The organism is Peribacillus sp. B2I2, assembly GCF_041261685.1.
GTDB lineage: Bacteria > Bacillota > Bacilli > Bacillales > DSM-1321 > Peribacillus.
Map to the genome: position 1 here is coordinate 5,086,661 of NZ_JBGCCB010000001.1, position 22,193 is coordinate 5,108,853.

Sequence of the window (22,193 nt, forward strand, 5' to 3'; positions counted from 1 at the left end):
CCTGATGTCATTCCAAATTTTACTGAATGTGTTCCTTGCGGTTATCTGGATGTTTTTGAAAAATGAGTTTAACGGGAGCACTTTTATCATCGGATATGTATTGGGGCTCGGCATCATGTTCGTCTTCCGTCATTTTTTCAATGATCGTTTTTACCTGAACAGGGTGAATGCCGTCGTTCTATTACTGCTCATATTCGCAAGGGAACTCATACTTTCCAACGTTAGCGTCCTTAAGGTCGTGCTTAAACCGAGTCTGGATATGAGACCTGGCATATTCGCATTCGAGACTGTGCTGACTAAGGATTGGGAAATTACGATACTATCGAATTTAATTACACTGACACCAGGAACACTTGTCGTTGAAGTATCAGTGGATAATCGGATTCTTTATATCCATGCAATGGATATTGCCGATAAGGATGAAGCCGTGGACAGCATTAGAAATACATTCGAAAAGGCGATCATGGAGGTGAGCAAATAATGTTCGATCTAATACTTAAAATCGCGTTGCTCGGTGTTTCGCTTTCCATGATTGGATTCTTATACCGTTTAATCAAAGGGCCTTCCGTACCGGATCGGGTCGTCGCACTCGATGCGATGGGAATAAACCTAATAGCAATCGTTGCACTTGCCTCCATTGTCATGGATACAAGCGCTTATCTGGAAGCCATTCTACTGCTCGGAATCCTATCTTTCATAGGAACGGTCGCGTTCGCCAAATTCCTTGAGAAAGGGGAGATTATCGAAGATGACCGCAATCGTTGAAATCCTATCAGCCCTATTCCTATTAATGGGGGTCTTTCTCTTTTTAGTCTCGGCTTTCGGAATCATCCGGCTGCCCGATGTCTATACAAGAAATCACGCTGCCTCAAAAAGCTCGACACTTGGGATCATGTTCATCCTGATTGGCACCTTGTTATATTTCTATTATAAGCATAGCCATTTCGATTTCCGGGTCGTGCTCGCGATCATCTTCATCTTCATGACCAGCCCTGTTGCCGGGCATTTAATCAATCGCTCGGCTTACCATTCAGGCGTTAAAATGTGGGATCGGAGTGTCCAGGATGATTTAAAGAAAATCCGGTGATTCCCTGCCATTGCAAAAGAGCTGCCCTGTTTAACAGGAGCAGCTCTTTTCTGTCTCAATCCTTTAAATATACCTGGTCCCCTAAATTGATTTCACCTGTTCGTATGACCGAGGCGTATACACCAAAATGATTGTTCCTTTCCTTGACGACAGTTTTCAAAAGTGATGGATCTCTATGGGAATCGCTTGGATCAACTGTTATGATCATACAACGCTCACAATGCCTTTTGATTTCCAGTTCAACATCTTCCCCGATCAGAATCCTTTTTCCGAACCATCGCTCTTCTAAAAAGGGCGTTTTGTTCTCTAAAGATAGCACCAAATTGGGCCTGAATCTTCTGCCATCCACTTCTCTTCCCCAAAGCTTCGACAATTCGCCAATCGAGGCATCACTGACTAGCAGGATGTTTTCTTCTTCAATCGCACCGAACGGGATATGTGCTGGCGGATAAACAACGGATGTTGCCTCCTGATTTAACAACCGTTCCATTTCCTCCCGAAAGGCTTCCTCTCCCCATGTCAGCACGTTTCCTGAAGGGGTCTTCACTTTTATTTCCGGATATTGGTCAAGTGTTTCCTCACCAGAAAAAACAGCTTGATAGCGGACCATCTCCGGGACTTGGGTTATCGTCAGGAACTTCCCATTTTTGTCTTTAAAGGCATGACTGCGATCTCCATATAGTCCATAATCCATCACCCTTGTTTTCTGTACCTGTTCACCAGTGAAAGATTTTACAGGATGACGGGTGATTTCCTGTATATGACCAACCAGCATAAAATAACTCCTTTTCATACAATAGTCTACTGCCATATTATACGTAAACCGGAAACTGTAGAATCAAAATAGTGAACCGGCTGTAAAATCATTACGTCACCTCAAAGCGATCGTTCCCTGATTCACTTCGGTAAGTCGATAACGGCCAATGTACAGCGTGAAATGCAGATAAGATTATCCTCTTCATCACGGATTTTCACGTCCCATACCATCGTCGTCCTCCCGCGATGGATGATGTTCCCTTCGGCGGTAACAATACCGGAACGGACGCCCCTTACATGATTGGCATTGATTTCAAGGCCCACGACAGCTTGTTTTTCACTGTCTACAAGCTGCATCCCGCCAAAACTTGCAACGGATTCCGCAAGGGCAACGGACGCTCCCCCATGCAATAAACCATATGGCTGCCTGGTACGTTCATCCACCGGCATCGTCGCAATGACTTTCCCGTCACCGTTTTCTTTCATGTCTATCCCAAGCGTGCCTATCAACGAATTTTCAATATTTCTCTCCATCCCCAATACCCCCAACTCTTATGTTTTTTCCTACAACGAATGATTCAGAAAAAGTGAATCACTATTCATAATAGTATACAAAAAAAGGATGACCCAAGTCTATCAAGTCATCCTTCAATAATGTGAATTGTATTATTTCGAGAGTATTTCTTTTAATTCAAACCAGTTTGTCAGTCTTGGGATATCCAATTCCCTGTTATAGGAGTTATCAATTGCATACACTTTCGTTGGAATATCCAATAAAGTTTCCAGGACTGCCGGTTTATCATCAAAATAATAATCCAATTCCAATTTGCGAATCGTATCAATTTTTTCATGATCCTTCATACCACAGTAAAAATGGTCATCCTTAACCGGAAAGCCGTTTTCAATCAACCATTTTTTCGTCCGTTCACCATGCTCCGATTTTCTAGCGGTGATGTAATAGATCTCATGACCATCTCGTTCAAGCTCCTGCAGCGTTTCCACCGCTCCCTCGAAGGTTGGACAGGATGAATAATACACTTCCTCGGCAAGGCTGTTCCACATCTTGCCCCCAGCCTCTTTATCAAGCCCGAAAGCTTCATGGATCTCTATTGTCTTTAATGCTTTGAATTTCGTTAACTCTATGTTCTTATTAAGCTTTTCATTATAAAGATGGAACGCGAACTCCCTCAAATTAATAAGGGTATCGTCAATATCAAAACCGAATTTCATATCTTTCACTCCTCTTTAAACATAAGCGGCGGCAAACTGTGATGCGAAGGAAATTTCCTTGTCCACCTGAATGGCCTGTAATCTTTCAATTTCGGCTTTTCTTTCCGGTTCAGCCATTTTTAATCCAAGGAATCCAATATCCCCCTGCATGATGCATCGTTGAATAAGCTCGGCTAATATATCGGCATCTTTCATGGCACAATTGAGTCCGAATGCACCTGTAGGTGTCATCGTATGGGCTGCATCACCTAATAATGCAACACCATCCTTTGTCCACGTTTCACAGTAGCTGCTGTAAACATCCAATAAAATGAAGTCATGCCAAGAGCTGATATTTTCACACACGACCTTTTTTAATTCAGGAAATGCAAAAAGTAAATCTTCAATGAATGGATCAAATGGCTGTTTTCGCAAATGGGGAAATGAACCATGTTCTATATTCCATCCAATTTGGATGAAACCTCCAGCCTGAGTGAAGAGGGCAACCTGGGAGCCATTGACCAATGCCATCTTGATCGATGGCTTCCATCCCTCTGGAGCAGGAATCTTTGCCCACAGTAAATCATAGCCATGATTTTTAATCACGACTGGTATCCCCGCTTTTTTTCGAACCATGGAAAATCTGCCATCCGCTCCGATTACCAATGAACTTTGCACTTCCAGGTCATTTCCGCCCTTTCGAGCCTTGACACCCGTAAACCGGCCCATTTCATTCTGAATCAGGTCCGTAACCCTCGTATTCATCATCAATTGAAAAGAATCCAGCTTTTCAGCTTCATTCAATATAGCTGTAAGCAGATGATTTTGAGGGACATGTATCCCAACATGGTCTATAGGAAATTCCGGGAAAATCCTTTTAAATAGTTGGCCGTCATTCCAATATTCAATTTGTTCCATCCTAAGCAAGCCAAGCCTTTCCACGTCCTCGAATAAACCGTGCTTTTTAAGAATGGCCTCTCCTTCATCGTTCAGGAACTCGCCCCGGAACTCCCTGGCAACTTCAGAATGCCTCTCAAGCAGGACGACTGAAATGTCCTGCTTGGCCAATAGGTAAGCTAGCAGCGCTCCTCCTGGTCCTGATCCGACTATGCATACATCTGATTTAACCAACATGCCTCTTCACCTGTTGTCTATTTTAATTTAGGATAAGCCGTTATGCGTATGTCTTCACCAAACGTGTCCACGCCAGAGAAGGCAACATCCATCGCTTCATCCATAGTATCTACATTCATTCCAGTATACGGTGTTAGTGAGTTTCTCCCACCCAATAGTTTAGGAGCTATATAAATCAAGTATTTATCGATGAGCCCCGCCCTTAGGAAAGAGGCATTCACTTCACTTCCACCTTCCAGCAAGACATCCGTAATCCCCTTTTTATACAGCTCTTCCATCAAGGTCCTTAAATTCAGGCCCGTATCGTTTTTGGGGACGAGAATGAATTCGACTCCTTTTTCACGTAAAGCCGCCATTTTTCCCGCAGGTGCTTGATCATGCGTTACGATCATGGTTTTCGCATCTGATACCTGGACAACATTGGCTTCCATCGGAACACGTAATTCACTGTCTAGAATGATTCGGATCGGATTTTCCCCTCCGCCCTCCGGAAGTCTTGTCGTCAGTGATGGATCATCGGCCAAAACAGTCCCAATACCAACGAGAATGGCATCCACCTCATCACGCAGCAAATGAACGGAATGACGGGATTCTTCTCCTGTTATCCATTTTGAATGGCCTGTGTGGGTTGCAAGTTTTCCGTCAAGTGTCATCGCATACTTCGAAATGACAAATGGACGGCTCGTCAACATATTGTGAATGAAACGCTCATTCAGTCTTTGCGCTTCCTTCTCCAGGACGCCAACTTCCACTTCAATGCCCGCATTCCTAATGATGGATATCCCTCTTCCTGCAACTTCCGGATTTGGATCTTGTGTAGCCACCACAACCCGCCGGACACCTGATTCTTTCACTAAATTTGCACAAGGAGGTGTCTTACCATAATGGGAACACGGCTCAAGAGTCACGTATAGCGTTGCACCTTCTGCATACTCACCCGCCATTTTGAAAGCATGGACCTCGGCATGCGGCTCACCCGCTTTACGGTGGATTCCTGTACCGGCTATCACACCGTCCTTAACTATGACTGCACCGACCACTGGATTTGGATTCGTCTTTCCTTTAGCACTGGCCGCCAAATCCAATGCCAGCTTCATGTAATATTGATCATCATTCATACTATGGCTCTCCTTATACAATCAAAGTTGGCTTCTTGTGGGGAATATGTCCTGACTTCTTAACCTTTGTATCCAGATAGAAGCTATTATCTTCCGTCAAACCGCCCCAAAGTGGGATATGGTCCTTTGCCGCAAGTCCATGCTTCATAAGGGCATCCAACTTTTTGGGGTTATTCGTAATTAAAGTAACCGGCTCCTCACGCAGTTCCCTCAACACTCGAATGGCTCCCTCGTAAGATCGCGTATCGTCTTCGAATCCTAACGCCTGATTCGCCTCTACCGTGTCATACCCTTCCTCCTGAAGCAAATATGCAAGAGATTTGGAAAACAGGCCGATCCCTCTTCCTTCATGGTCCGCAAGGTAAAAAATGGCCCCGCACCCATGCTCGGCTATCATCTTCATCGATTGGTGGAGCTGGTAGCCGCAATCGCAGCGTTTACTGCCGAAGATATCACCTGTGTGACAGATGCTATGCATCCGGACGAGTGCATCCCCCGACTTTTCAAAATCTCCATACACCAATACGGAGGATTGCTGTCCAAAAGCAAGGTTAGCTTCCGAAAGCGATTCAAGCACCGCTTCCTTGTCATTATCCATGCCATCAAGCTGGAGCCACGTATACCATTGGAAAACCGTTGAGAAATCGCCTTGTTCGACAGGCAGGTTCACTGGCCCCACAAGGCAAATATCCGCCTTTCCCGGGGTTTTGAGGATTTTCATTTTATCTATTAAAAGGTCTTTTGTTTGCTGGGTTATTTTCATGTTAACATCACCTATTTTATAATTTATAGTGTGCCTTCTCCTTACTTTAGGTAAGTAAGTATATTACTATACACTATACCTGTCAACGAAGCAGTTTACAAATAATAGTGTGTCTTTGATCATAATTTTCAAGAAGTTTTTTTGCAAAAGAAAGTCATTCACAAACCGCTATCATATCGGCTGGCCTTTATACATATTTTAACGTATAACGAAAACGTGTCTATATACAGACTTAAGGAAAGGAAGGAAACCTTTTGGAGGATTTCCCTTATTTTTTGTATGACCCCATCCTATTTCCACCTCACGCCGGGGCAATGGATATGAATCGGGAGCGGGGAGGAACATTCCGTCCCTACTCGGCAACCAATCCAGATCAGCTAGTTAAATCGGCAAAGACATCACAATCTTTAATGCTTGATGTAAAAAAAGTCATGGATACTTTAGCCACATCCAAGCCTTTTTCAAACCGGCTGATGACTGCTGCCCAAGCATCGAAAATGAGTGTCGTGATCGATATGATCCGAAAGATAGGAATTAAGAACGAACCTGATATCACGTATAACCCCGATGGAATCCGTTTTGATTTCTATCCTAAAGCAGAGGAAGAAAATTGTCATATCATCGTCAGCTTGAAATGGAGGGATGTATAACGTCCAACACCTTTTTGGTAAAAAATCCGAAGCCTTTTTTCGGCTTCGGATATTTTTGGTTCATCTCGTTTTCGTTTCAAAGGTTTCAACCAATAGTGCAAGCGTTCGTGCCATGACACCGGTCGCCCCCGCCGTGCACAATTCGGAGCTGCTCGAGGTTGTGGATGTTCCGGCAATATCCAGATGGACCCATGGAGTATCTTCGGCAAATTCGCCGATGAAGGCCCCACCCATGATCGCATGCCCTGCCCCGCCAGGTGAATTATTCAAATCGGCTATTTTACTATTGCGTACCCGCTCTTTATCCTTTTCGGTAATCGGCAATCTCCAAATGGGCTCCCCGGCCTCCTCTGAGGCTTTGACCACTTGTTCATAGAATTCCGTGTCATTGGTCATCGCACCCGTCATATCCATGCCCAACGCCGTTATGACACCACCCGTTAGAGTAGCAACGTCAATAAGATAGTCAGCACCATGATGTTTAGCGTAAGTCATGGCATCCGCCAAAACAAGCCGGCCTTCCGCATCCGTATTCAATACCTCTATCGTCTTGCCGCTCATGGCAGTGATCACATCATCTGGCTTGAATGCATCACCGCTGATCATGTTATCAGTGGACGGAATGACAGCCACGACATTTTGATCCGGTCCTAATTCCCCAATAATTTCCATTGCACCTAAAACAGCTGCCGCACCGCCCATATCCGTCTTCATTCCAACGATTCCGGCCTTCGTTTTCAATGAGTATCCACCTGTATCGAATGTGATGCCTTTACCGACCAACCCGATAACATCCTTCCATTCATCTTTACCTTGATACTTCAGGACGATCATTTTCGGAGGCTCGACCGAACCTTGATTGACAGCAAGGAGGGCGCCCATACCCAACTTGAGCATATCTTCCTTCTCCAGGATCTCCACTTCAAAGCCATATCGTTCACCCAAGGCAGATGAATATTCCGCCATATCCGTGGAAGTCAACAAATTGCCTGGTGTGTTAACCAATGTTCTTGCTGAATTCGTCGCCCTTCCGAAGATTCTCCCTACATGAAGTGCGGCCCCGACCTCTTCATTATCCGATTCACTGTAAACCGTAATCGATTCAATGCTTTTTTCGACCTGGTTCGATTTTTGCTTGTATCCGTCAAATTTATAGGAAGCAAGTTCAAAGGCCTCTGAACAAGCATGGGCTACATCCAATGCATCCAGGTTTTCAGTCGTGAATGTATCCAAAGCAATCGAAAGCGTCGTAAGCTTGGATTCTTTAATCGTTTTACGGGCTTTCCCCAACGCTTCGCGCAGCGTTTCAAAGGAAAGCTCCTTTTCCTTGCCCAACCCTACAAAAATCAATCTCTTTACGCCTAATTTACCTAATGTATGTATTTTAACTACTGATTTTTTCTTGGAAGAGATTTCTCCCGCTTTAACTAACTCGGTTAACTGACCGTCCAATCGTTCATCGGCTTCTTTCCCTATGCCTGTGAATTTTACGGGTTTGTCAAATATGCCTAGAATCAGGCATTCATCAATCAAATCTATATTCAAGGAATCTTTAACTGTAAACATTCTGCTACCTCCTTCATTCGATTACCTTCATTATAACGAAATTTTCAAAAACTTTCGAATAAGGCCCCTTAAAATAATAATAACAAGGGATATTGTTTAGAATGGGTGACTTTAGAGTAATAGTATAAGAAAGATCATATTTATACTTATAACCAGCAGGGAATCGACAGGACCGAATTGAACTAATAATAATAAGGGCCTTGTACCGAGCAGGATTTCTTATTTACCCATATATGGATTTCATCGTTACTCATAACTAGAAAGAAGGCTGATACTCTTGGAATTATTTCTCAACTTCCCTTTAATTGCAGCATTGATTGCCATTTTCTTTGCTCAATTCATTAAAGTGCCCATCCACTTCATAGCTTTTCGTAAGGTTAACTGGTCACTTCTTAACTCCACAGGCGGTATGCCAAGCTCCCACTCTGCGGCCGTGTCAGCTCTAACAGTAGCAGTAGGGATTGAAACCGGAATGGATTCTCCTGTATTTGCCGTTGCCGCGATCTTTGCCATCATCACGATGTTCGATGCGACAGGAGTGAGACGGCAGGCAGGAGAACAGGCAGCCGTCTTGAACCAGCTCGTCACGGACTTCAATACATTTGTCGAGCAAGCAAAAAACTGGCAGAAAAAAGCAGAAAAGCAGAAACAGCAACAATTAAAGGAACTGTTGGGCCATAAGCCAATCGAGGTATTTTTCGGAGCCTTGACCGGAGTTTTCATTGCACTGGCACTTCACTTTTTCATCTTTCAAGGGTAGGTGGTCAATTTGAAAATAATCTCTCTTTGCCCCAGCAATACGGAACTCTGCACATATCTAGGAATTGAAGATCAGCTGATTGCTATCGATGACTATTCCGATTGGCCCGAAACCATACAGTACCTTCCTAAGGTGGGGCCCGATTTATCGATTGATATCGATCATGTAGAATCACTGATACCCGATTTGGTGCTCGCTTCCCTGAGTGTACCGGGTATGGAAAAAAATATTGAAGGATTAAAAGAACGGAACCTCCCTCATATCATCTTCAATCCGCAATCACTTGAAGATATAGCAAAAGATTTGCTGATCCTGGGCGAAGCCACGGATCTTAATGATAAAGCAGCAGAACAGGCTGCTAAATTCCGTGAGGCCATCCTTCAATATAAAAACGTCGCCGATAAAATCGAAACGAAGCCGTCCCTATATTGGGAATGGTGGCCAAATCCCTTATTCAGCCCTGGGGGAGTTAACTGGTTAACCGAGATCAGCCTTCTTGCGGGAGGATATAATCTTTTCGAAGATGTGGACATGGCAAGCATTCAAGTCACTTCCGAAGAGGTCCGGAAAAAGGATCCCGACCATATTTGCTTAGCTTGGGTCGGCGTACCTTTACGAAAAGTGAATCCAGAGCTGGTCAAGAAACGAAAAGGGTGGACCGATATGAAGGCAGTCCGGGATAACAATATCCACATCATGGAAGAACCCTTATTCTGTCGGCCTTCCCCCCGTTTACTGGATGGTCTTTCAAAATTGGCAAAGACTCTTCACCCTGAAGCATACAACGGCTTGGGCTAAGGGATTTCAAATGAACGTGATATCAAAAAGGCTGCCACAATCTCGGGGCAGCCTTTTGACCTTCGCTGGACTTTATCCATCATTTCATTAAAAAGCAAAGGATGATACATTATCGTTCAATGTTTTTTCAGCGATTTTAGGCTTGAAAACCTGCCTGATCCTGGTTTCGTTCAGCTTTTTTAACTGTTCTTCAGATAATTCGCCGTTCCCTTTTTGTACAACATATACTTCAAGGGTTTTCTTTCCCCAGTTCTCGTACACGTCTTGTACCGTTTCGTAGTATAGATCCAAGTGATTGCCTTTGATCGCGCCACCCTTGTCCGCTACAACCCCATATCCATAGCCCGGAATCCAAAGGATGGTTCCGAGAGGAAAGACGGCAAGATCAGCTGCAATGGTGGAAAACAGATCCCTTTTCACCTTCACCCCTGAATAAGTGATTCCATAAGATGGGCTCTCCGGGAACTTTCCGGTTGATTCATACCCTGCTGTATATCCTGTAGCCAAAACTTCGTGCTTCGGGTATTTAGAGAGCTCGATTGCCTCCGCTATCGTAGTTGGACCATTGCTCATGGATGCGGATGCCACTAGCGTTGCCACTTGGCCACCACTATGGATGGCTTTGTATTCGAGACCAAGCATTCGATTTTGTCTCATCGCCTCTTCAAAGAGATGATTGTCAGACTCAGCTCCAAAAACATGATTTAAGGTTGATTCGATGGCCAAGATAAATAATATGATAATAGCAACCCTCAAAAATAATGCCTTTACAATCTTCATATGTAATAGTTCCACTCCTCTCACAAGGATATTTGTTCCCTTTCCCGAGTGAAAGTATTCATAAAGAATGAAAACAACCATTTTTTCTTACAAAAAAGGACCTCCATTAATGAAGGCCCTTCCCAATTCAAAACATTTGATATCCTTTATTCCTTAAAACCCTAATGACCACACCAGCTAAAACCGCGCCAAGAAGCCCACTCGATAAAATCATGATATCTGCCATATGTAAGGATGTTAGGTTCGTTCCAAGATGTGAAAAAGATATTCCCGGATTTCTGAAATATTCTATTAGCTTTGTTTCATTGACAATGATGATGAAGACGATTGGAAATAAGATGACCATGATCCACGAAGAACGAAAGAGCATATTCAGCAAAAAGCCAATTCCGAAAAACAGGATGAAAAATAAGAGTATTGAGATAATTAAAACAGGCAATGGCATGTTATTCTTGACCCTCCTTAAAAGCGACACCTTTAGTTTACTGAAAAAATAATTGCTACGTCAACGACTTATACCAAATAATACCGAAGAAAAGATAATTACCCAAATCACATGAATAATTTATAGGATGTATAGCCAAATTGATCTCCAGGATTCAACCCGTCAAGCATCGTCTGCATTCTTTCCTTTTTAAACGCTAAAAGCTGTTCCAATAGTAAAGATTGCTTCCCCTCCTGCACGAGTAATTCAGGGTCATGAAATTTAGCTTCATATAATTCATCCAATTGAGCGGTGACCTCAAAACTGAGCGGTTTAAGTAAAAATACTAACATATTATCACTTATATCCCCTTTGATGACTCCACTTCTCACTCCTACAATACCTTCGATTTCTGTATGAATACCCGTCTCCTCCAACACTTCCCTTACGACAGCTTCATCAACGGTTTCATCATTTTTGACAAAACCAGCCGGAAGCGACCACTGCCCTTTCAATCCGCCATACCTTTTGTTCACGACAAGCCACTCACCTTTATCAGATATCACAAGGCCGGACACTGCCAGCCAAACATTTTTGCATCGTTCCACCAAAACCCACTTCCCCTACATTCATTATAAGCAGTATAAACTCCAAACCGCATAAGAACATACGATGATTTTAAAGCTGTCATCCTTATCCCCATTATATTCCACATACGAAAGGTGCATACTCCCCGCTTTCATGGCACACTCATCGAGAGAACCCAAGAAAAAGCCATTCAGGGAATCCCCAAATGGCCATTATTTATGATTCAAAAAATTAAAGGACGTTGAATTTACCTTTTTTAGCAACCAGGGAAGCTCCGCCAATCATTAACAATGCTCTGTTATCGACCATTTTCTTCATGAATGATGCCGTCTTACCTGTAACTTTCTTGCCGAATACAACACCGATCGCATTGTCTTCACCAAGTGAACATACCGTTCCTTTGTTTTCGAAAGTGAACGTTTCAAGGTCGCTTTCGTTACGAACCAATTTAGTCAGGTTCTTCGCAATGACCTCACCTTGTTGCATGGCGATTTGTGCAGTTGGTGGATATGGACGATTAATTTCTTCGTTGATGATCAAAGCGCAATCCCCTACGATGAAAATATCGTCATGACCCGGTGCACGCATGTCAAGGTTCACTTTGATACGTCCACGCATAGCTTCAAAACCAGAAGCCTCAATCACGGAGTTACCACGTACGCCAGCTGCCCATACAACGGTTCCCGCCTTGATTTCTTCCACTTCATCTTCGCCTTTTGCCACGATGATACCTTCAGGAGTTGCCCCCTTGATCGGTGTACCGATTTTGAATTCCACACCTTTTTTCTCAAGGTAAGAAACTGCATAATCCACCAATTCCGGATCGAAGCCAGGAAGGACGGCTGGTGCTGCCTCCACACAGTACATACGAACCTTTTGGAAATCGATGTCATATTCTTTACAAAGTTCAGGAACACGATTAGCTAATTCGCCAAGGAACTCGATACCCGTAAATCCTGCACCGCCAACGACAATCGTCAATCGGTCTTCATTCTTCTCGACTTCAGAACTGTACGTAGCAAATTGCAATTGGATATGGTCACGGATTTTACGTGCAGTGTTCACATTGGAGATGGAGAAAGCATATTCTTTTAGCCCTTGGATCCCGAATGTTTCCGATTCCGGTCCAAGTCCAATCACTAGGTAATCATAAGAAATTTCGCCGTTTTCAAGGATGACTTTTTTGTCTTCTGTTTTCACTTCCAAAACAGAATCTTGGATGAATTTAACTTTGCTGCCGTTAATGACACTTTTGATTGGATAGCGCACACGATCATGATGAAGCGTTCCAGCAGATGCTTCATGCAGCCATGTTGTTTCATAGTGGTAATCATTTTTGTTAACTAATACGATTTCTGCTTCATTTTGACCTAATGCCTTCTGTAAGCGAGTAACGGTCATCAATCCACCATAACCTGCCCCTAAAACAACGATAGTTGGCTTTTTCAAAAGTATTCGTCCACCTTTACGATATTTTCTTGTGATGCTTTCCATAACTAAAATCTATTGTGTATCTTATTAATTTCCATTATAAAAAGCACTCTTATACATTTGTGACGTATTTCACGTAACAATTCGTAATTGTAATAAAAAATTCATAAAAATTTTACCAAATGATGTCTAAGTAAATATTAGTCTTTTTCCATACCTTTTTCAAGTAACAAACTGAACTTTTTAGCGTTAAAATAAAGCTAAAAAACGTTACTTTTCACCCGGTTACTGACCATATTTTTTCTATATGTTCAATCATGGTAAAGAGTATTTTTACCCACTTATGAAAGAGGGTGAACAGTATTCATCATGTGACTGCTCATATATAGTCAAAACTTTCTCACTTTTCTAATCTTTCTCCGCTTTTTAAAAGATCATCTATGTTAAAATAAAAGAATAAATTTCAGCAAACCTAGTATATCGGAGGGATAACGTTGGAAGTTAATGAAAAAGTTTATGATATTACCATCATTGGCGGAGGCCCGGTTGGATTATTTACTGCATTTTATGGCGGTATGAGACAGGCATCCGTAAAAATCATCGAGAGCTTGCCACAATTAGGCGGACAATTGTCGGCCCTTTATCCTGAGAAATTCATCTATGATATCGCAGGTTTCCCAAAAGTGCGTGCTCAGGAGCTAGTGAATAATTTGAAAGAACAAATGGCAAAGTTTGAACAAGATGTTGTCTTGGAGCAAGCCGTTCAAGAAGTGGAAAAGCAAGCCGACGGAGTTTTCAAGTTAACGACGGATAAAGAAATCCATTACTCCAAAACCATTATCATCACAGCTGGAAATGGGGCTTTCCAACCCCGCCGCATCGAAATTGATGATGCAAAAAAATATGAAAGCAGCAACCTTCATTATTTCATCGACGACCTCAATCATTTTGCTGGCAAAAAAGTGGTGGTATTCGGAGGTGGGGATTCAGCAGTGGACTGGGCACTTATGCTGGAACCGATCGCCGAGAAAGTGAGCATCATTCATAGAAGAGATAAATTCCGTGCCCACGAACATAGTGTAGAAAACCTTAAACATTCAAAAGTTGAAATAAAGACTCCTTACATACCTTCAGAATTGATTGGTACAGACGGCCGGATCAATACAGTTGTCATCAAGGATACAAACGGTGAAGATACAGAGACGATGGAGGTAGATGCAGTCATCGTCAACTACGGCTTTGTTTCCTCCCTTGGTCCCATCAAGGAATGGGGACTTGATATCCAGAAGAACAGTATTTTGGTGAATTCCAGAATGGAAACGAATATCCCAGGAATTTATGCAGCGGGTGATATCGCAACATATGATGGCAAGGTCAAATTGATTGCAAGTGGTTTTGGTGAGGCACCCACTGCCGTCAATCACGCCAAGCAATATATTGACCCAAAAGCAAAAGTCCAGCCAATGCACAGTTCTTCCATGTTTTAAAATTACGCAATAAAACCCGGCTTTCGTAGCCGGGTTTTTTTGTCCCCAATTCCATGATTGTGGATAACTGTTTTTCATTAGTTATCCACAGTGCTTAACATTGTTATTCTAAGGGTAGAGAGTAGGAGAAGACTTGAAAGGAGAATGCACATATATGAATATTTTAATTGCTGGAGCCAATGGAACGACCGGAAAGCAGATCATTGGGGAATTATCAAAAAATCCACAAATGAATGTATTCGGAATGATCCGGAAAGAGGAACAGGCTCAAACGATAAAAGAACTCGGTGGGCATCCAATTCTTGCAGATTTAGAGGGAAATGTGGATAAAGCAGTGGATAACATGGAAGCCATCATTTTCGCAGCCGGATCTGGACCAAAAACGGGACCGGATAAAACGACGGCTGTGGATAAGAATGGGGCGATTAAACTAGTTGATGCCGCCAAAAAGAAAGGGATCGAACGTTTTATCATGTTAAGCTCTGTCGGTACTGATGATCCGGAACAAGCCCAAGAAGGAATGCGCCATTATCTTGAAGCAAAACATGATGCCGATGAACATTTAAAAGCAAGCGGGCTGACATACCCGATTGTCCGGCCGGTTGCATTGACAAATGAACAAGCTGCCGGAAAAATCTTTGCTGAAGAACAAGTGGACCATGCCAACAAATCCATTCCAAGAGCAGATGTCGCCTCCGTTCTTGCCCAATCAGTCACAGCGGAAAATACGTTCAATAAGACATTCGAGATTTTCAGCGGTACCTTTCCAATCAAGGAAGCCCTTAACAATATTTAAAATAGGAAATAAGCATGAAAAAGGGGGGCACTTGTTAAAGTACCCCCCTTTATAAATGAACCAGTTTGTTAGCAATTCTCAGGCGTTCCGGCGTTTTTTGCCGTTTTGAAGGAAGACCCGCAACCGCATGAAGCGATGGCATTTGGGTTTTCGATCGTAAAGCCTCCGCCCATCATCGTTTGTTTATAATCAATTACCGTTCCTTTTAGTATATCGGCATCCCCGTTATCAACAAGGATCTTTATTTCAAATTGCTCCAGTTGGCTATCTTTTTCTCCGGGCTCTTCTTCAAAACCCATTCCGTAGGATAATCCACTGCAGCCCCCGCCTTTAACGGCCACTCTTAAAAAGGAACCCTCTTCACCATTTTGTTTCATCATTTCTTTTATCTGAAAAGCAGCAGCTTCCGTTATTTGAACAACTTCACTCACAATAAACCCCTCCTTCTTAAGATATGTGAGATAGAACTATTTCTCTTTATAGTATATACCAAAGAATTTCCCACGCTCAATTTTCCAGCTTGAAAAAACTCATATTCCCGCACTTATTTTACCCATTTACGGATTGCCTTGCTATACAGAATCAATCAAACAAAGGACCAAGAAGGAAGATTCTTGAGATTCGCACTTAAGGAATATGAAGCATCCTATTTAAAGGGGACTTGGACTTTAGCGTACTCAGGCATCTGAAGCCAGAATCCTCTAACTCGCTGGAGACATTTCAAAAAGGACAGGGAATGAAAAGGCTGTCCCAAGAGGAGCAGCCTTTTCATTCGCCGTTGATGATTACATTTCAAATTCATCAATGAACTTATATATTTTATCTACCAATTCATCCGTTGTGTCGCCGGAAACCACTTCACCGTTTACTAGTGCATATAAGTTACTGGAGCATTTGCCGCAATATCCCAAACAACCATATTCTATGATATCTAAATTTGGATCCCTCTCCAATCTTTCCAGAGCCTCTTGAGCACCGCTGGCTAGATTGCTTACGCAAAATTCAATAATCGGGTACATTGTTTCACCTCACAGTTACTAACAAATCATCTTATTACTTTTCCCAGTTACAGTCAATATTTACGCATAAAAAGTAAGCTGATTTCAAGATATCGGTTGTGATTTCCTTTTATATTCGTTATACTTTTGTCGGGGTACGTAAAAAAAGAAAATTATCTAATTTTTTATTCTTACTACTAATTGGGGTATATATATTTAATTAAACTTTAAAAGGGTTCATTTGGGGGAATCCTATAGTTGGATACTTGTTTTCACAAGTGAAGCATTTTTTCAAATTTTTCAAGAGATCAAATAAAGGGGAAAATCATATGAAGAATTTAGTCATACTTGGTGGTGGGTATGGTGGTATGCGCATGTTGCAAAGATTGCTGCCTAATCAGCTGCCTGAAAATGTGAGCATCACGCTTATCGACCGTAATCCTTATCACTGCTTAAAAACGGAATATTATGCTTTAGCAGCAGGTACCATTCCTGATCAGCACATCCGTGTTGCATTTCCTGAACATCCTCGCTTGAAGAACGTATACGGAGAAGTACTTTCCATCGATATGGAAAATAAACAGGTCATTATAGAAAACCAGGATCCTGTCGTTTATGATGATTTAGTCATTGGCCTTGGCTGTGAAGATAAATACCACAATATTCCTGGAGCAGACACACATACCTATAGTATCCAAACAATCGATAAATCACGTAGCACATATTCAGCTTTGAATAATTTGGGTGCAGGTGCAACCGTTTCTATCGTTGGTGGCGGACTTAGTGGTGTTGAGCTAGCAAGTGAATTAATTGAAAGCCGTTCAGATTTGAACGTTAAGCTATTTGACCGTGGACCGCATATACTATCTGCTTTCCCAGAAAGATTAAGTACCTTTGTCGAATCTTGGTTCGATAAACATACAATCGAAATCATCCATCATTCCAATATAACCAAAGTTGAGCCAAACCTTCTTTATAATGGTGACGAAGCCGTTCAAAGTGACGTCATCGTCTGGACAGCGGGAATTCAGCCAAGCAAAATCATCCGCGATATGGATATTGAAAAAGATCGTCAAGGAAGAGCCGTTCTGACTCCTCAGCATTTCCTTCCTAATAATGACAGCATCTTTGTGGTCGGCGACTGTGCGAGCCTGCCTCATGCACCTAGTGCTCAATTGGCGGAGTCCCAAGCTGAACAAATCGTCCAAGTCCTTGTGAAGAAATGGGCAAATGAACCACTTCCGGAAAGCTTCCCTACAATGAAATTAAAAGGAACATTAGGTTCCCTTGGGAAGAAACAAGGTTTTGGTCTTGTTGCAAATCGCCCAATCACCGGTAGAGTGGCACGCCTGATGAAATCAGGCATTCTCTGGATGTATAAATACCATAACGGTTGATTCCAACCCATCCATGCTACATTTCATAAACTGGCCCAATGAGCTGCTTGCAGCTCATTCATGGGTCAGTTTTTCTTATTTCTTCCATTATATATCACACTCGCATCGTATATCCGTATTTTTCCATCGTTTCCACCACTTTTTTGAGACGCACATTTCCCTCTGCAATGATCTCACCTTCGATGAGGACCAGTGGATAAAATAAATCTTCTTCGATCATCTTCGCGGCAAAGTTCTTTTGCTTCAGCGTTTCTGGGGGATTATACATATCTATATAGGATATTTTGAATTTCTGCTCAGGAAACTTTCTCGTTAAAGCGGCTTCAAGCCACTCACAGGTATCTTTTGAAGATGGGAGATTTACACAACTCGCGCAAATTTGCTCCGCTCCATACACTTCTATCTCAATTTCTTTCATTACCATACTCTTCCTCCTTCATTTTAGTATATCTGCTTCATTTTGAATAATGTTTAAAAACTTCTCACCTGTTTCCATCATACCAGAATAATATAGATTATATTTCCGCAAAGTTACAGTTGGATTTTTTACTACCTTCGCTTTATAATATGAATAGGAAAGGAGTCGATTGCAATGTCTGAACAAACAATGGAAGTTCAAGTTCAAGAAGTCCTAGATAAACTTCGTCCGTTTCTTCTTCGTGATGGCGGTGACTGTGAACTAGTTGACGTAGAAGATGGAATTGTAAAATTACGATTACTAGGAGCCTGCGGAAGCTGTCCTAGTTCGACCATTACGCTAAAAGCTGGGATTGAGCGTGCCCTTCTTGAAGAAGTTCCTGGTGTAGTGGAAGTAGAACAAGTTTTCTAATAGCCCTTTAAATAACATGCAGCGTATGGATGAAGGACCACTTCATCTATACACGTTCAACCTTTTTTCATGCAGGCCGGAACTTTTCCTGGACTGTAATAAAAAATAAAGCTGACTCGGCTTTTGCCCTATCAAATGAATTGATACGGCTTGACGCGAGTCAGCTTTTTTATATGGACAGTAAATGAAATGCGGCTCACGATTTCAAAAATTTCAATTCCTTTTTTTCCTGTTCTGAAAGGATTGCCGTATAACTGCCAACATTATCTATTTCCAATTCTTTCACAAGATATTCCGGAAATTTTTCCTTCAATCCAGTGAGCACACTTTCGCATTTTTCTGCGGATGCCAAGCATAAAACAGTGGGGCCAGCTCCGCTTAGGGCTGCACCAAATCCACCTTTTTGAAGGACGACCTCTTCTATAAGTGCTAAATGAGGAACTAACCCCGCTCTAAAAGGTTGATGGAATCGATCGCTTTGCATCATTTCACCAACAAGCTTCCAATCTTTCGATAAGACTCCTGCAAGCAAAACATTTGCGGCTGCACTTCCGCTTATCGAATCTTTATAGGAAAGTGAATTAGGAAGAACATTTCTTGAATCCTCAGTAAGCAATTCAAAATTGGGAATGACAGCAATCACCTTAACTCCCTCGATCGGAAACGACACGACATCCGTTCTCTCCTCTGTATGCAGGCCCACTACCAATCCACCATAAACAGATGCCCCTGCATTATCCGGATGCCCTTCAAAGAGGGAAGCATGCCTATTCTTTTCATCAACGGATAAATGGAGTTCACCAACGATGTTCGCTAATTCAATCCCCGCTACAATGGCGGAGGCACTGCTTCCAAGACCCCGTGCCAGTGGAATTTCACTAGAGACGAAAAGCCGGCATGGGGATAGTTCCTTTCCATAATAAGCCGCCGTTTCCTTGGCAACTTTAACGATAAAATTACGATCATCTCTTGGAAAAACAGACATTTCCTCTGATAGTGGAACGACTTCCCAATGATCTGATGAAGATCCGTGTATTTCCAAGTAAAGTCCTAGCGCCAAGCCGATGGAATCGAATCCTGGTCCTAAGTTGGCCGTACTCGCCGGTACACGGATCAAGAACATCTCGGAATCTGCACTCATGCCTGTTTCACACCCTGCAGATGTTCTAATATGACCTCTTCGTCCATTGGCAACAATGTCGGGTGAATCGTGCTAGTATCGACTGCCACATTCGGATCTTTCAATCCATTTCCAGTCAGCACCGCAACAATCTTGCTTCCTTTTTTGATTTCACCGCTTTTTAATTGTTTATAGATTCCTGCAATGGAAGCACATGAGGCTGGCTCTGCAAATACCCCTTCTTTTTTAGCGAGGAAATGATAGGCTTCCAGAATTTCTTCGTCTGTCACCTCATCAATTTTACCTTGGGATTCTTTTGCCGCTTCGACAGCAAAGTTCCAACTGGCAGGATTCCCAATCCGGATGGCTGTTGCAATCGTTTCGGGATTTTCAATGATGGTATCCCTGACAATTGCAGCCGCACCCTCCGCTTCGAACCCTCTCATTTCAGGTAGGCCCGTTTGTTTCGAGTCATTATATTCTTTAAACCCTTTCCAGTAAGCAGTGATATTACCTGCATTCCCGACTGGAAGCGCCAAAATATCCGGTGCAGAGCCTAGAGCATCACAAATTTCGAAAGCCGCCGTCTTCTGCCCTTCGATCCGGTATGGGTTGACAGAATTCACAAGGGTGATCGGTGAGCTCTCACTAAGTGAACGGACGATTTTTAAAGCCTGGTCGAAGTTCCCTTCGATAGAGATTATTTCTGCTCCGTACATAACGGCTTGTGCAAGCTTACCCATGGCTATTTTACCTTCTGGAATGACAACGATACAGCGCAGGTTGGCACGGGCGGCATAAGCCGCTGCGGCTGCCGATGTATTCCCAGTAGAAGCACAGATGATCGTGTCGCTACCTGCTTCGATCGCTTTTGCGACAGCCATGACCATTCCGCGATCTTTAAACGACCCAGTTGGATTAGCTCCTTCATATTTTACATGTAAGTCGATTCCCCACTCATCGGATAATCGATTCAGTCTGATTAAAGGTGTATTCCCCTCCAACAGGGATAGTGCAGGTGTATTTTCATTGACAGGTAAAAAATCTTTATATGTGCTTATAAGTCCTTGCCAGCTCATTTGATGTCCTCTCCTTCAACTCTATATGTGCTTTTCACTTCTCTTACCATATTGTATTCATTTAATTTCTGTATAATTTGCTCAAATGCTGCCAAAGTGGCTGTATGCGTAACTAATACGATTTCGGAAGATTCCTTTTCATCCAGCGGCAATTGAAGGATTTTATCGAATCCTACCCCATGCTCGGCAAATAAATTCGTGATTCTGGCTAAAACGCCAACTTCATCCTGAACATGCAATCGAATGAAGAACTTAGCGAAAATCTCAGTGGCATCCTTTAATTGTTTCGGGTACTGCGGTGAAACGGCACTGCGGCCATTTACGCCCAGCCTCATATTCTTGATGACCGTCACCATATCCGAAACGACTGCAGTCGCAGTCGGAAGACTTCCGGCTCCCGGTCCGTAAAACATCGTTTCCCCTACAGCTTCCCCATAAACGTATACCGCATTATACTCATTATTTACCGAAGCTAACGGATGTGCTTCCGGAAGAAGTGCAGGCTGGACACTTACTTCGACCCTATCGCCTGCCCTGGAAGCGACGCCAATCAATTTCATCGTATATCCTAGCTTTTTACTATATCTCAAATCCTCTTCGGATATATCGGTTATTCCCTGTACCTCCACATCATTCAAGCCAATGTTCATTGAGAACCCGAGTGTGGATAGTATCGCCATTTTGCGGGCTGCATCCAATCCCCCTACATCTGCTGTCGGATCCGCTTCAGCAAATCCCAGCTCCTGGGCTTCCTTCAATACGTCATCATAAGCTCTGCCTTCCTTGCTCATTTTCGTTAAAATGAAGTTTGTCGTCCCATTGACGATTCCCATCATTTTCGTGATGCGGTCAGAAGATAATCCATCGACAAGACCTCTTAGAATCGGAATTCCCCCTGCAACACTTGCTTCATAGAACAAATCACATTGATTCTCGGTGGCCAATTCCAACAGTTCCGGTCCATATAGAGCCATTAGGTCTTTATTGGCCGTAACGATATGCTTTTTATTTTTTATTGCTTCTATCAGATAACCGCGTGTTTCTTCAATTCCACCCATAACTTCAATTACAACATCAATCTCGGGATTCGAAAGGATATCCTCAGGTTTGTCAGTTAACATATCTTTATCAACCTCGACAAGCCGCTCCTTAGTCGTGTCCTTGACTAGTATCTTCTTAATGGATATGGAACAGCCCACTTGATGCATGAGCTTGTCCTGATGACTTTCAATGATTTGTACGACTCCTGATCCAACTGTACCTAACCCCAATAAACCGATCGAGATGGCTTTCATATTTGGTTCCCCCTTAAAAACTGTTTACCTGTAGAAAACATTTGTATTTGTATAGTAGACATTATAAGTTTAATTCATATAATTATCAATAGTTAGAAAAGATGGATGAACGAAATTTTTTTGCCCAT

General features: G+C 42.7%; 27 protein-coding genes. 10 read left to right on the plus strand and 17 right to left on the minus strand.

All coding sequences use genetic code 11. The features are described 5' to 3' along the window. Positions 1-4 precede the first annotated feature (4 nt). Genes ABIE66_RS25390 through mnhG form a run of 3 tightly spaced genes read left to right on the plus strand, consistent with a single transcriptional unit; the run spans position 5 to position 1,087 of the window. Positions 5-481, plus strand: coding sequence for a Na+/H+ antiporter subunit E (locus ABIE66_RS25390; protein WP_370016715.1), 477 nt, complete (start codon positions 5-7; stop codon positions 479-481). A gap of 47 nt (positions 482-528) precedes the next feature. Beyond that, positions 529-765 (plus strand): Na(+)/H(+) antiporter subunit F1, encoded by a 237-nt coding sequence (locus tag ABIE66_RS25395; protein ID WP_370017115.1) that lies wholly within the window; start codon positions 529-531, stop codon positions 763-765. After that, positions 749-1,087 carry a monovalent cation/H(+) antiporter subunit G gene (gene mnhG / locus ABIE66_RS25400; protein WP_289326828.1) on the plus strand — a complete coding sequence of 113 codons (339 nt, stop codon included), beginning with the start codon at positions 749-751 and terminating at the stop codon, positions 1,085-1,087. Before ABIE66_RS25395 ends, mnhG begins: the two co-directional genes overlap by 17 nt. 55 nt (positions 1,088-1,142) lie before the next feature. Here mnhG and ABIE66_RS25405 read toward each other — a convergent pair whose 3' ends face one another. The 6 genes from ABIE66_RS25405 to ABIE66_RS25430 all read right to left on the minus strand — a co-directional run bounded on the left by ABIE66_RS25405 (position 1,143) and on the right by ABIE66_RS25430 (position 6,067). Beyond that, positions 1,143-1,862 carry an MOSC domain-containing protein gene (locus tag ABIE66_RS25405; RefSeq protein WP_370016716.1) on the minus strand — a complete coding sequence of 240 codons (720 nt, stop codon included), beginning with the start codon at positions 1,860-1,862 and terminating at the stop codon, positions 1,143-1,145. A 122-nt stretch (positions 1,863-1,984) separates the two neighbouring features. Further along, positions 1,985-2,377: a hotdog fold thioesterase gene (locus ABIE66_RS25410; protein ID WP_370016717.1), complete on the minus strand. Its 393-nt coding sequence runs from the start codon at positions 2,375-2,377 to the stop codon at positions 1,985-1,987. A gap of 132 nt (positions 2,378-2,509) precedes the next feature. Continuing rightward, positions 2,510-3,073: a 5' nucleotidase, NT5C type gene (locus ABIE66_RS25415; RefSeq protein ID WP_289326831.1), complete on the minus strand. Its 564-nt coding sequence runs from the start codon at positions 3,071-3,073 to the stop codon at positions 2,510-2,512. Between the two features lie 15 nt (positions 3,074-3,088). Then, on the minus strand, positions 3,089-4,186 hold the full coding sequence (locus ABIE66_RS25420) for an FAD-dependent monooxygenase (RefSeq protein WP_370016718.1): 1,098 nt from the start codon (positions 4,184-4,186) through the stop codon (positions 3,089-3,091). Between the two features lie 17 nt (positions 4,187-4,203). After that, a complete protein-coding gene (gene ribD / locus ABIE66_RS25425) occupies positions 4,204-5,304 on the minus strand; it encodes a bifunctional diaminohydroxyphosphoribosylaminopyrimidine deaminase/5-amino-6-(5-phosphoribosylamino)uracil reductase RibD (RefSeq protein ID WP_289326833.1) in 1,101 nt (366 codons plus the stop codon). A gap of 13 nt (positions 5,305-5,317) precedes the next feature. After that, a complete protein-coding gene (locus ABIE66_RS25430; RefSeq protein ID WP_289326834.1) occupies positions 5,318-6,067 on the minus strand; it encodes a GTP cyclohydrolase II in 750 nt (249 codons plus the stop codon). Positions 6,068-6,342: 275 nt separating this feature from the next. On the opposite strand from ABIE66_RS25430, the gene ABIE66_RS25435 reads away from it, so the two are divergent. Next, positions 6,343-6,717 (plus strand): YuzC family spore coat inner layer protein, encoded by a 375-nt coding sequence (locus ABIE66_RS25435; protein WP_370016719.1) that lies wholly within the window; start codon positions 6,343-6,345, stop codon positions 6,715-6,717. 60 nt (positions 6,718-6,777) lie between these two features. On the opposite strand, the gene ABIE66_RS25440 is transcribed toward ABIE66_RS25435, so the two are convergent. Further along, positions 6,778-8,283 (minus strand): leucyl aminopeptidase, encoded by a 1,506-nt coding sequence (locus ABIE66_RS25440; RefSeq protein ID WP_370016720.1) that lies wholly within the window; start codon positions 8,281-8,283, stop codon positions 6,778-6,780. 277 nt (positions 8,284-8,560) lie between these two features. Between ABIE66_RS25440 and ABIE66_RS25445 the strand changes: the two genes are divergently transcribed. Both ABIE66_RS25445 and ABIE66_RS25450 read left to right on the plus strand, forming a co-directional pair. After that, positions 8,561-9,043 carry a divergent PAP2 family protein gene (locus ABIE66_RS25445; protein ID WP_289314519.1) on the plus strand — a complete coding sequence of 161 codons (483 nt, stop codon included), beginning with the start codon at positions 8,561-8,563 and terminating at the stop codon, positions 9,041-9,043. A gap of 9 nt (positions 9,044-9,052) precedes the next feature. After that, the gene (locus ABIE66_RS25450; protein WP_370016721.1) at positions 9,053-9,841 is read left to right on the plus strand and encodes a cobalamin-binding protein; all 789 of its coding nucleotides are present in this window, start codon (positions 9,053-9,055) and stop codon (positions 9,839-9,841) included. Between the two features lie 87 nt (positions 9,842-9,928). Here ABIE66_RS25450 and ABIE66_RS25455 read toward each other — a convergent pair whose 3' ends face one another. The 4 genes from ABIE66_RS25455 to ABIE66_RS25470 form a co-directional block, all read right to left on the minus strand. Next, positions 9,929-10,621 carry a 3D domain-containing protein gene (locus ABIE66_RS25455; RefSeq protein ID WP_289326838.1) on the minus strand — a complete coding sequence of 231 codons (693 nt, stop codon included), beginning with the start codon at positions 10,619-10,621 and terminating at the stop codon, positions 9,929-9,931. 127 nt (positions 10,622-10,748) lie between these two features. Continuing rightward, positions 10,749-11,066: a YuiB family protein gene (locus ABIE66_RS25460; protein WP_289314516.1), complete on the minus strand. Its 318-nt coding sequence runs from the start codon at positions 11,064-11,066 to the stop codon at positions 10,749-10,751. 107 nt (positions 11,067-11,173) lie between these two features. Further along, positions 11,174-11,656, minus strand: a complete 483-nt coding sequence (locus ABIE66_RS25465; protein WP_370016722.1) for an NUDIX domain-containing protein — start codon at positions 11,654-11,656, stop codon at positions 11,174-11,176. A 208-nt stretch (positions 11,657-11,864) separates the two neighbouring features. Further along, positions 11,865-13,082: an NAD(P)/FAD-dependent oxidoreductase gene (locus tag ABIE66_RS25470; RefSeq protein ID WP_289326841.1), complete on the minus strand. Its 1,218-nt coding sequence runs from the start codon at positions 13,080-13,082 to the stop codon at positions 11,865-11,867. A 476-nt stretch (positions 13,083-13,558) separates the two neighbouring features. Here ABIE66_RS25470 and ABIE66_RS25475 point away from each other — a divergent pair, with 476 nt between their 5' ends. Continuing rightward, positions 13,559-14,551, plus strand: coding sequence for an NAD(P)/FAD-dependent oxidoreductase (locus tag ABIE66_RS25475; RefSeq protein WP_289314514.1), 993 nt, complete (start codon positions 13,559-13,561; stop codon positions 14,549-14,551). 154 nt (positions 14,552-14,705) lie between these two features. Then, positions 14,706-15,347, plus strand: a complete 642-nt coding sequence (locus tag ABIE66_RS25480) for an SDR family oxidoreductase (RefSeq protein WP_370016723.1) — start codon at positions 14,706-14,708, stop codon at positions 15,345-15,347. 68 nt (positions 15,348-15,415) lie between these two features. On the opposite strand, the gene ABIE66_RS25485 is transcribed toward ABIE66_RS25480, so the two are convergent. Both ABIE66_RS25485 and ABIE66_RS25490 read right to left on the minus strand, forming a co-directional pair. Next, the gene (locus tag ABIE66_RS25485; protein ID WP_289326843.1) at positions 15,416-15,778 is read right to left on the minus strand and encodes a HesB/IscA family protein; all 363 of its coding nucleotides are present in this window, start codon (positions 15,776-15,778) and stop codon (positions 15,416-15,418) included. Positions 15,779-16,132: 354 nt separating this feature from the next. Next, positions 16,133-16,366, minus strand: a complete 234-nt coding sequence (locus tag ABIE66_RS25490) for a YuzB family protein (RefSeq protein ID WP_289314512.1) — start codon at positions 16,364-16,366, stop codon at positions 16,133-16,135. Positions 16,367-16,674: 308 nt separating this feature from the next. Here ABIE66_RS25490 and ABIE66_RS25495 point away from each other — a divergent pair, with 308 nt between their 5' ends. Further along, positions 16,675-17,742 (plus strand): NAD(P)/FAD-dependent oxidoreductase, encoded by a 1,068-nt coding sequence (locus tag ABIE66_RS25495; RefSeq protein WP_289314511.1) that lies wholly within the window; start codon positions 16,675-16,677, stop codon positions 17,740-17,742. Between the two features lie 94 nt (positions 17,743-17,836). Here ABIE66_RS25495 and ABIE66_RS25500 read toward each other — a convergent pair whose 3' ends face one another. After that, positions 17,837-18,166 (minus strand): YuzD family protein, encoded by a 330-nt coding sequence (locus tag ABIE66_RS25500; protein ID WP_063234044.1) that lies wholly within the window; start codon positions 18,164-18,166, stop codon positions 17,837-17,839. A gap of 168 nt (positions 18,167-18,334) precedes the next feature. On the opposite strand from ABIE66_RS25500, the gene ABIE66_RS25505 reads away from it, so the two are divergent. After that, complete coding sequence (locus ABIE66_RS25505; RefSeq protein ID WP_034310199.1) at positions 18,335-18,571, plus strand: NifU family protein; 237 nt, start codon at positions 18,335-18,337, stop codon at positions 18,569-18,571. A gap of 196 nt (positions 18,572-18,767) precedes the next feature. On the opposite strand, the gene thrB is transcribed toward ABIE66_RS25505, so the two are convergent. Genes thrB through ABIE66_RS25520 form a run of 3 tightly spaced genes read right to left on the minus strand, consistent with a single transcriptional unit; the run spans position 18,768 to position 22,065 of the window. Next, positions 18,768-19,712, minus strand: coding sequence for a homoserine kinase (thrB, locus tag ABIE66_RS25510; RefSeq protein ID WP_370016724.1), 945 nt, complete (start codon positions 19,710-19,712; stop codon positions 18,768-18,770). Continuing rightward, positions 19,709-20,770, minus strand: a complete 1,062-nt coding sequence (gene thrC, locus ABIE66_RS25515) for a threonine synthase (RefSeq protein WP_370016725.1) — start codon at positions 20,768-20,770, stop codon at positions 19,709-19,711. The genes thrB and thrC overlap by 4 nt, the downstream gene beginning before the upstream one ends. Next, on the minus strand, positions 20,767-22,065 hold the full coding sequence (locus tag ABIE66_RS25520; RefSeq protein ID WP_370016726.1) for a homoserine dehydrogenase: 1,299 nt from the start codon (positions 22,063-22,065) through the stop codon (positions 20,767-20,769). Before ABIE66_RS25520 ends, thrC begins: the two co-directional genes overlap by 4 nt. Between the last annotated feature and the right edge of the window lie 128 nt (positions 22,066-22,193).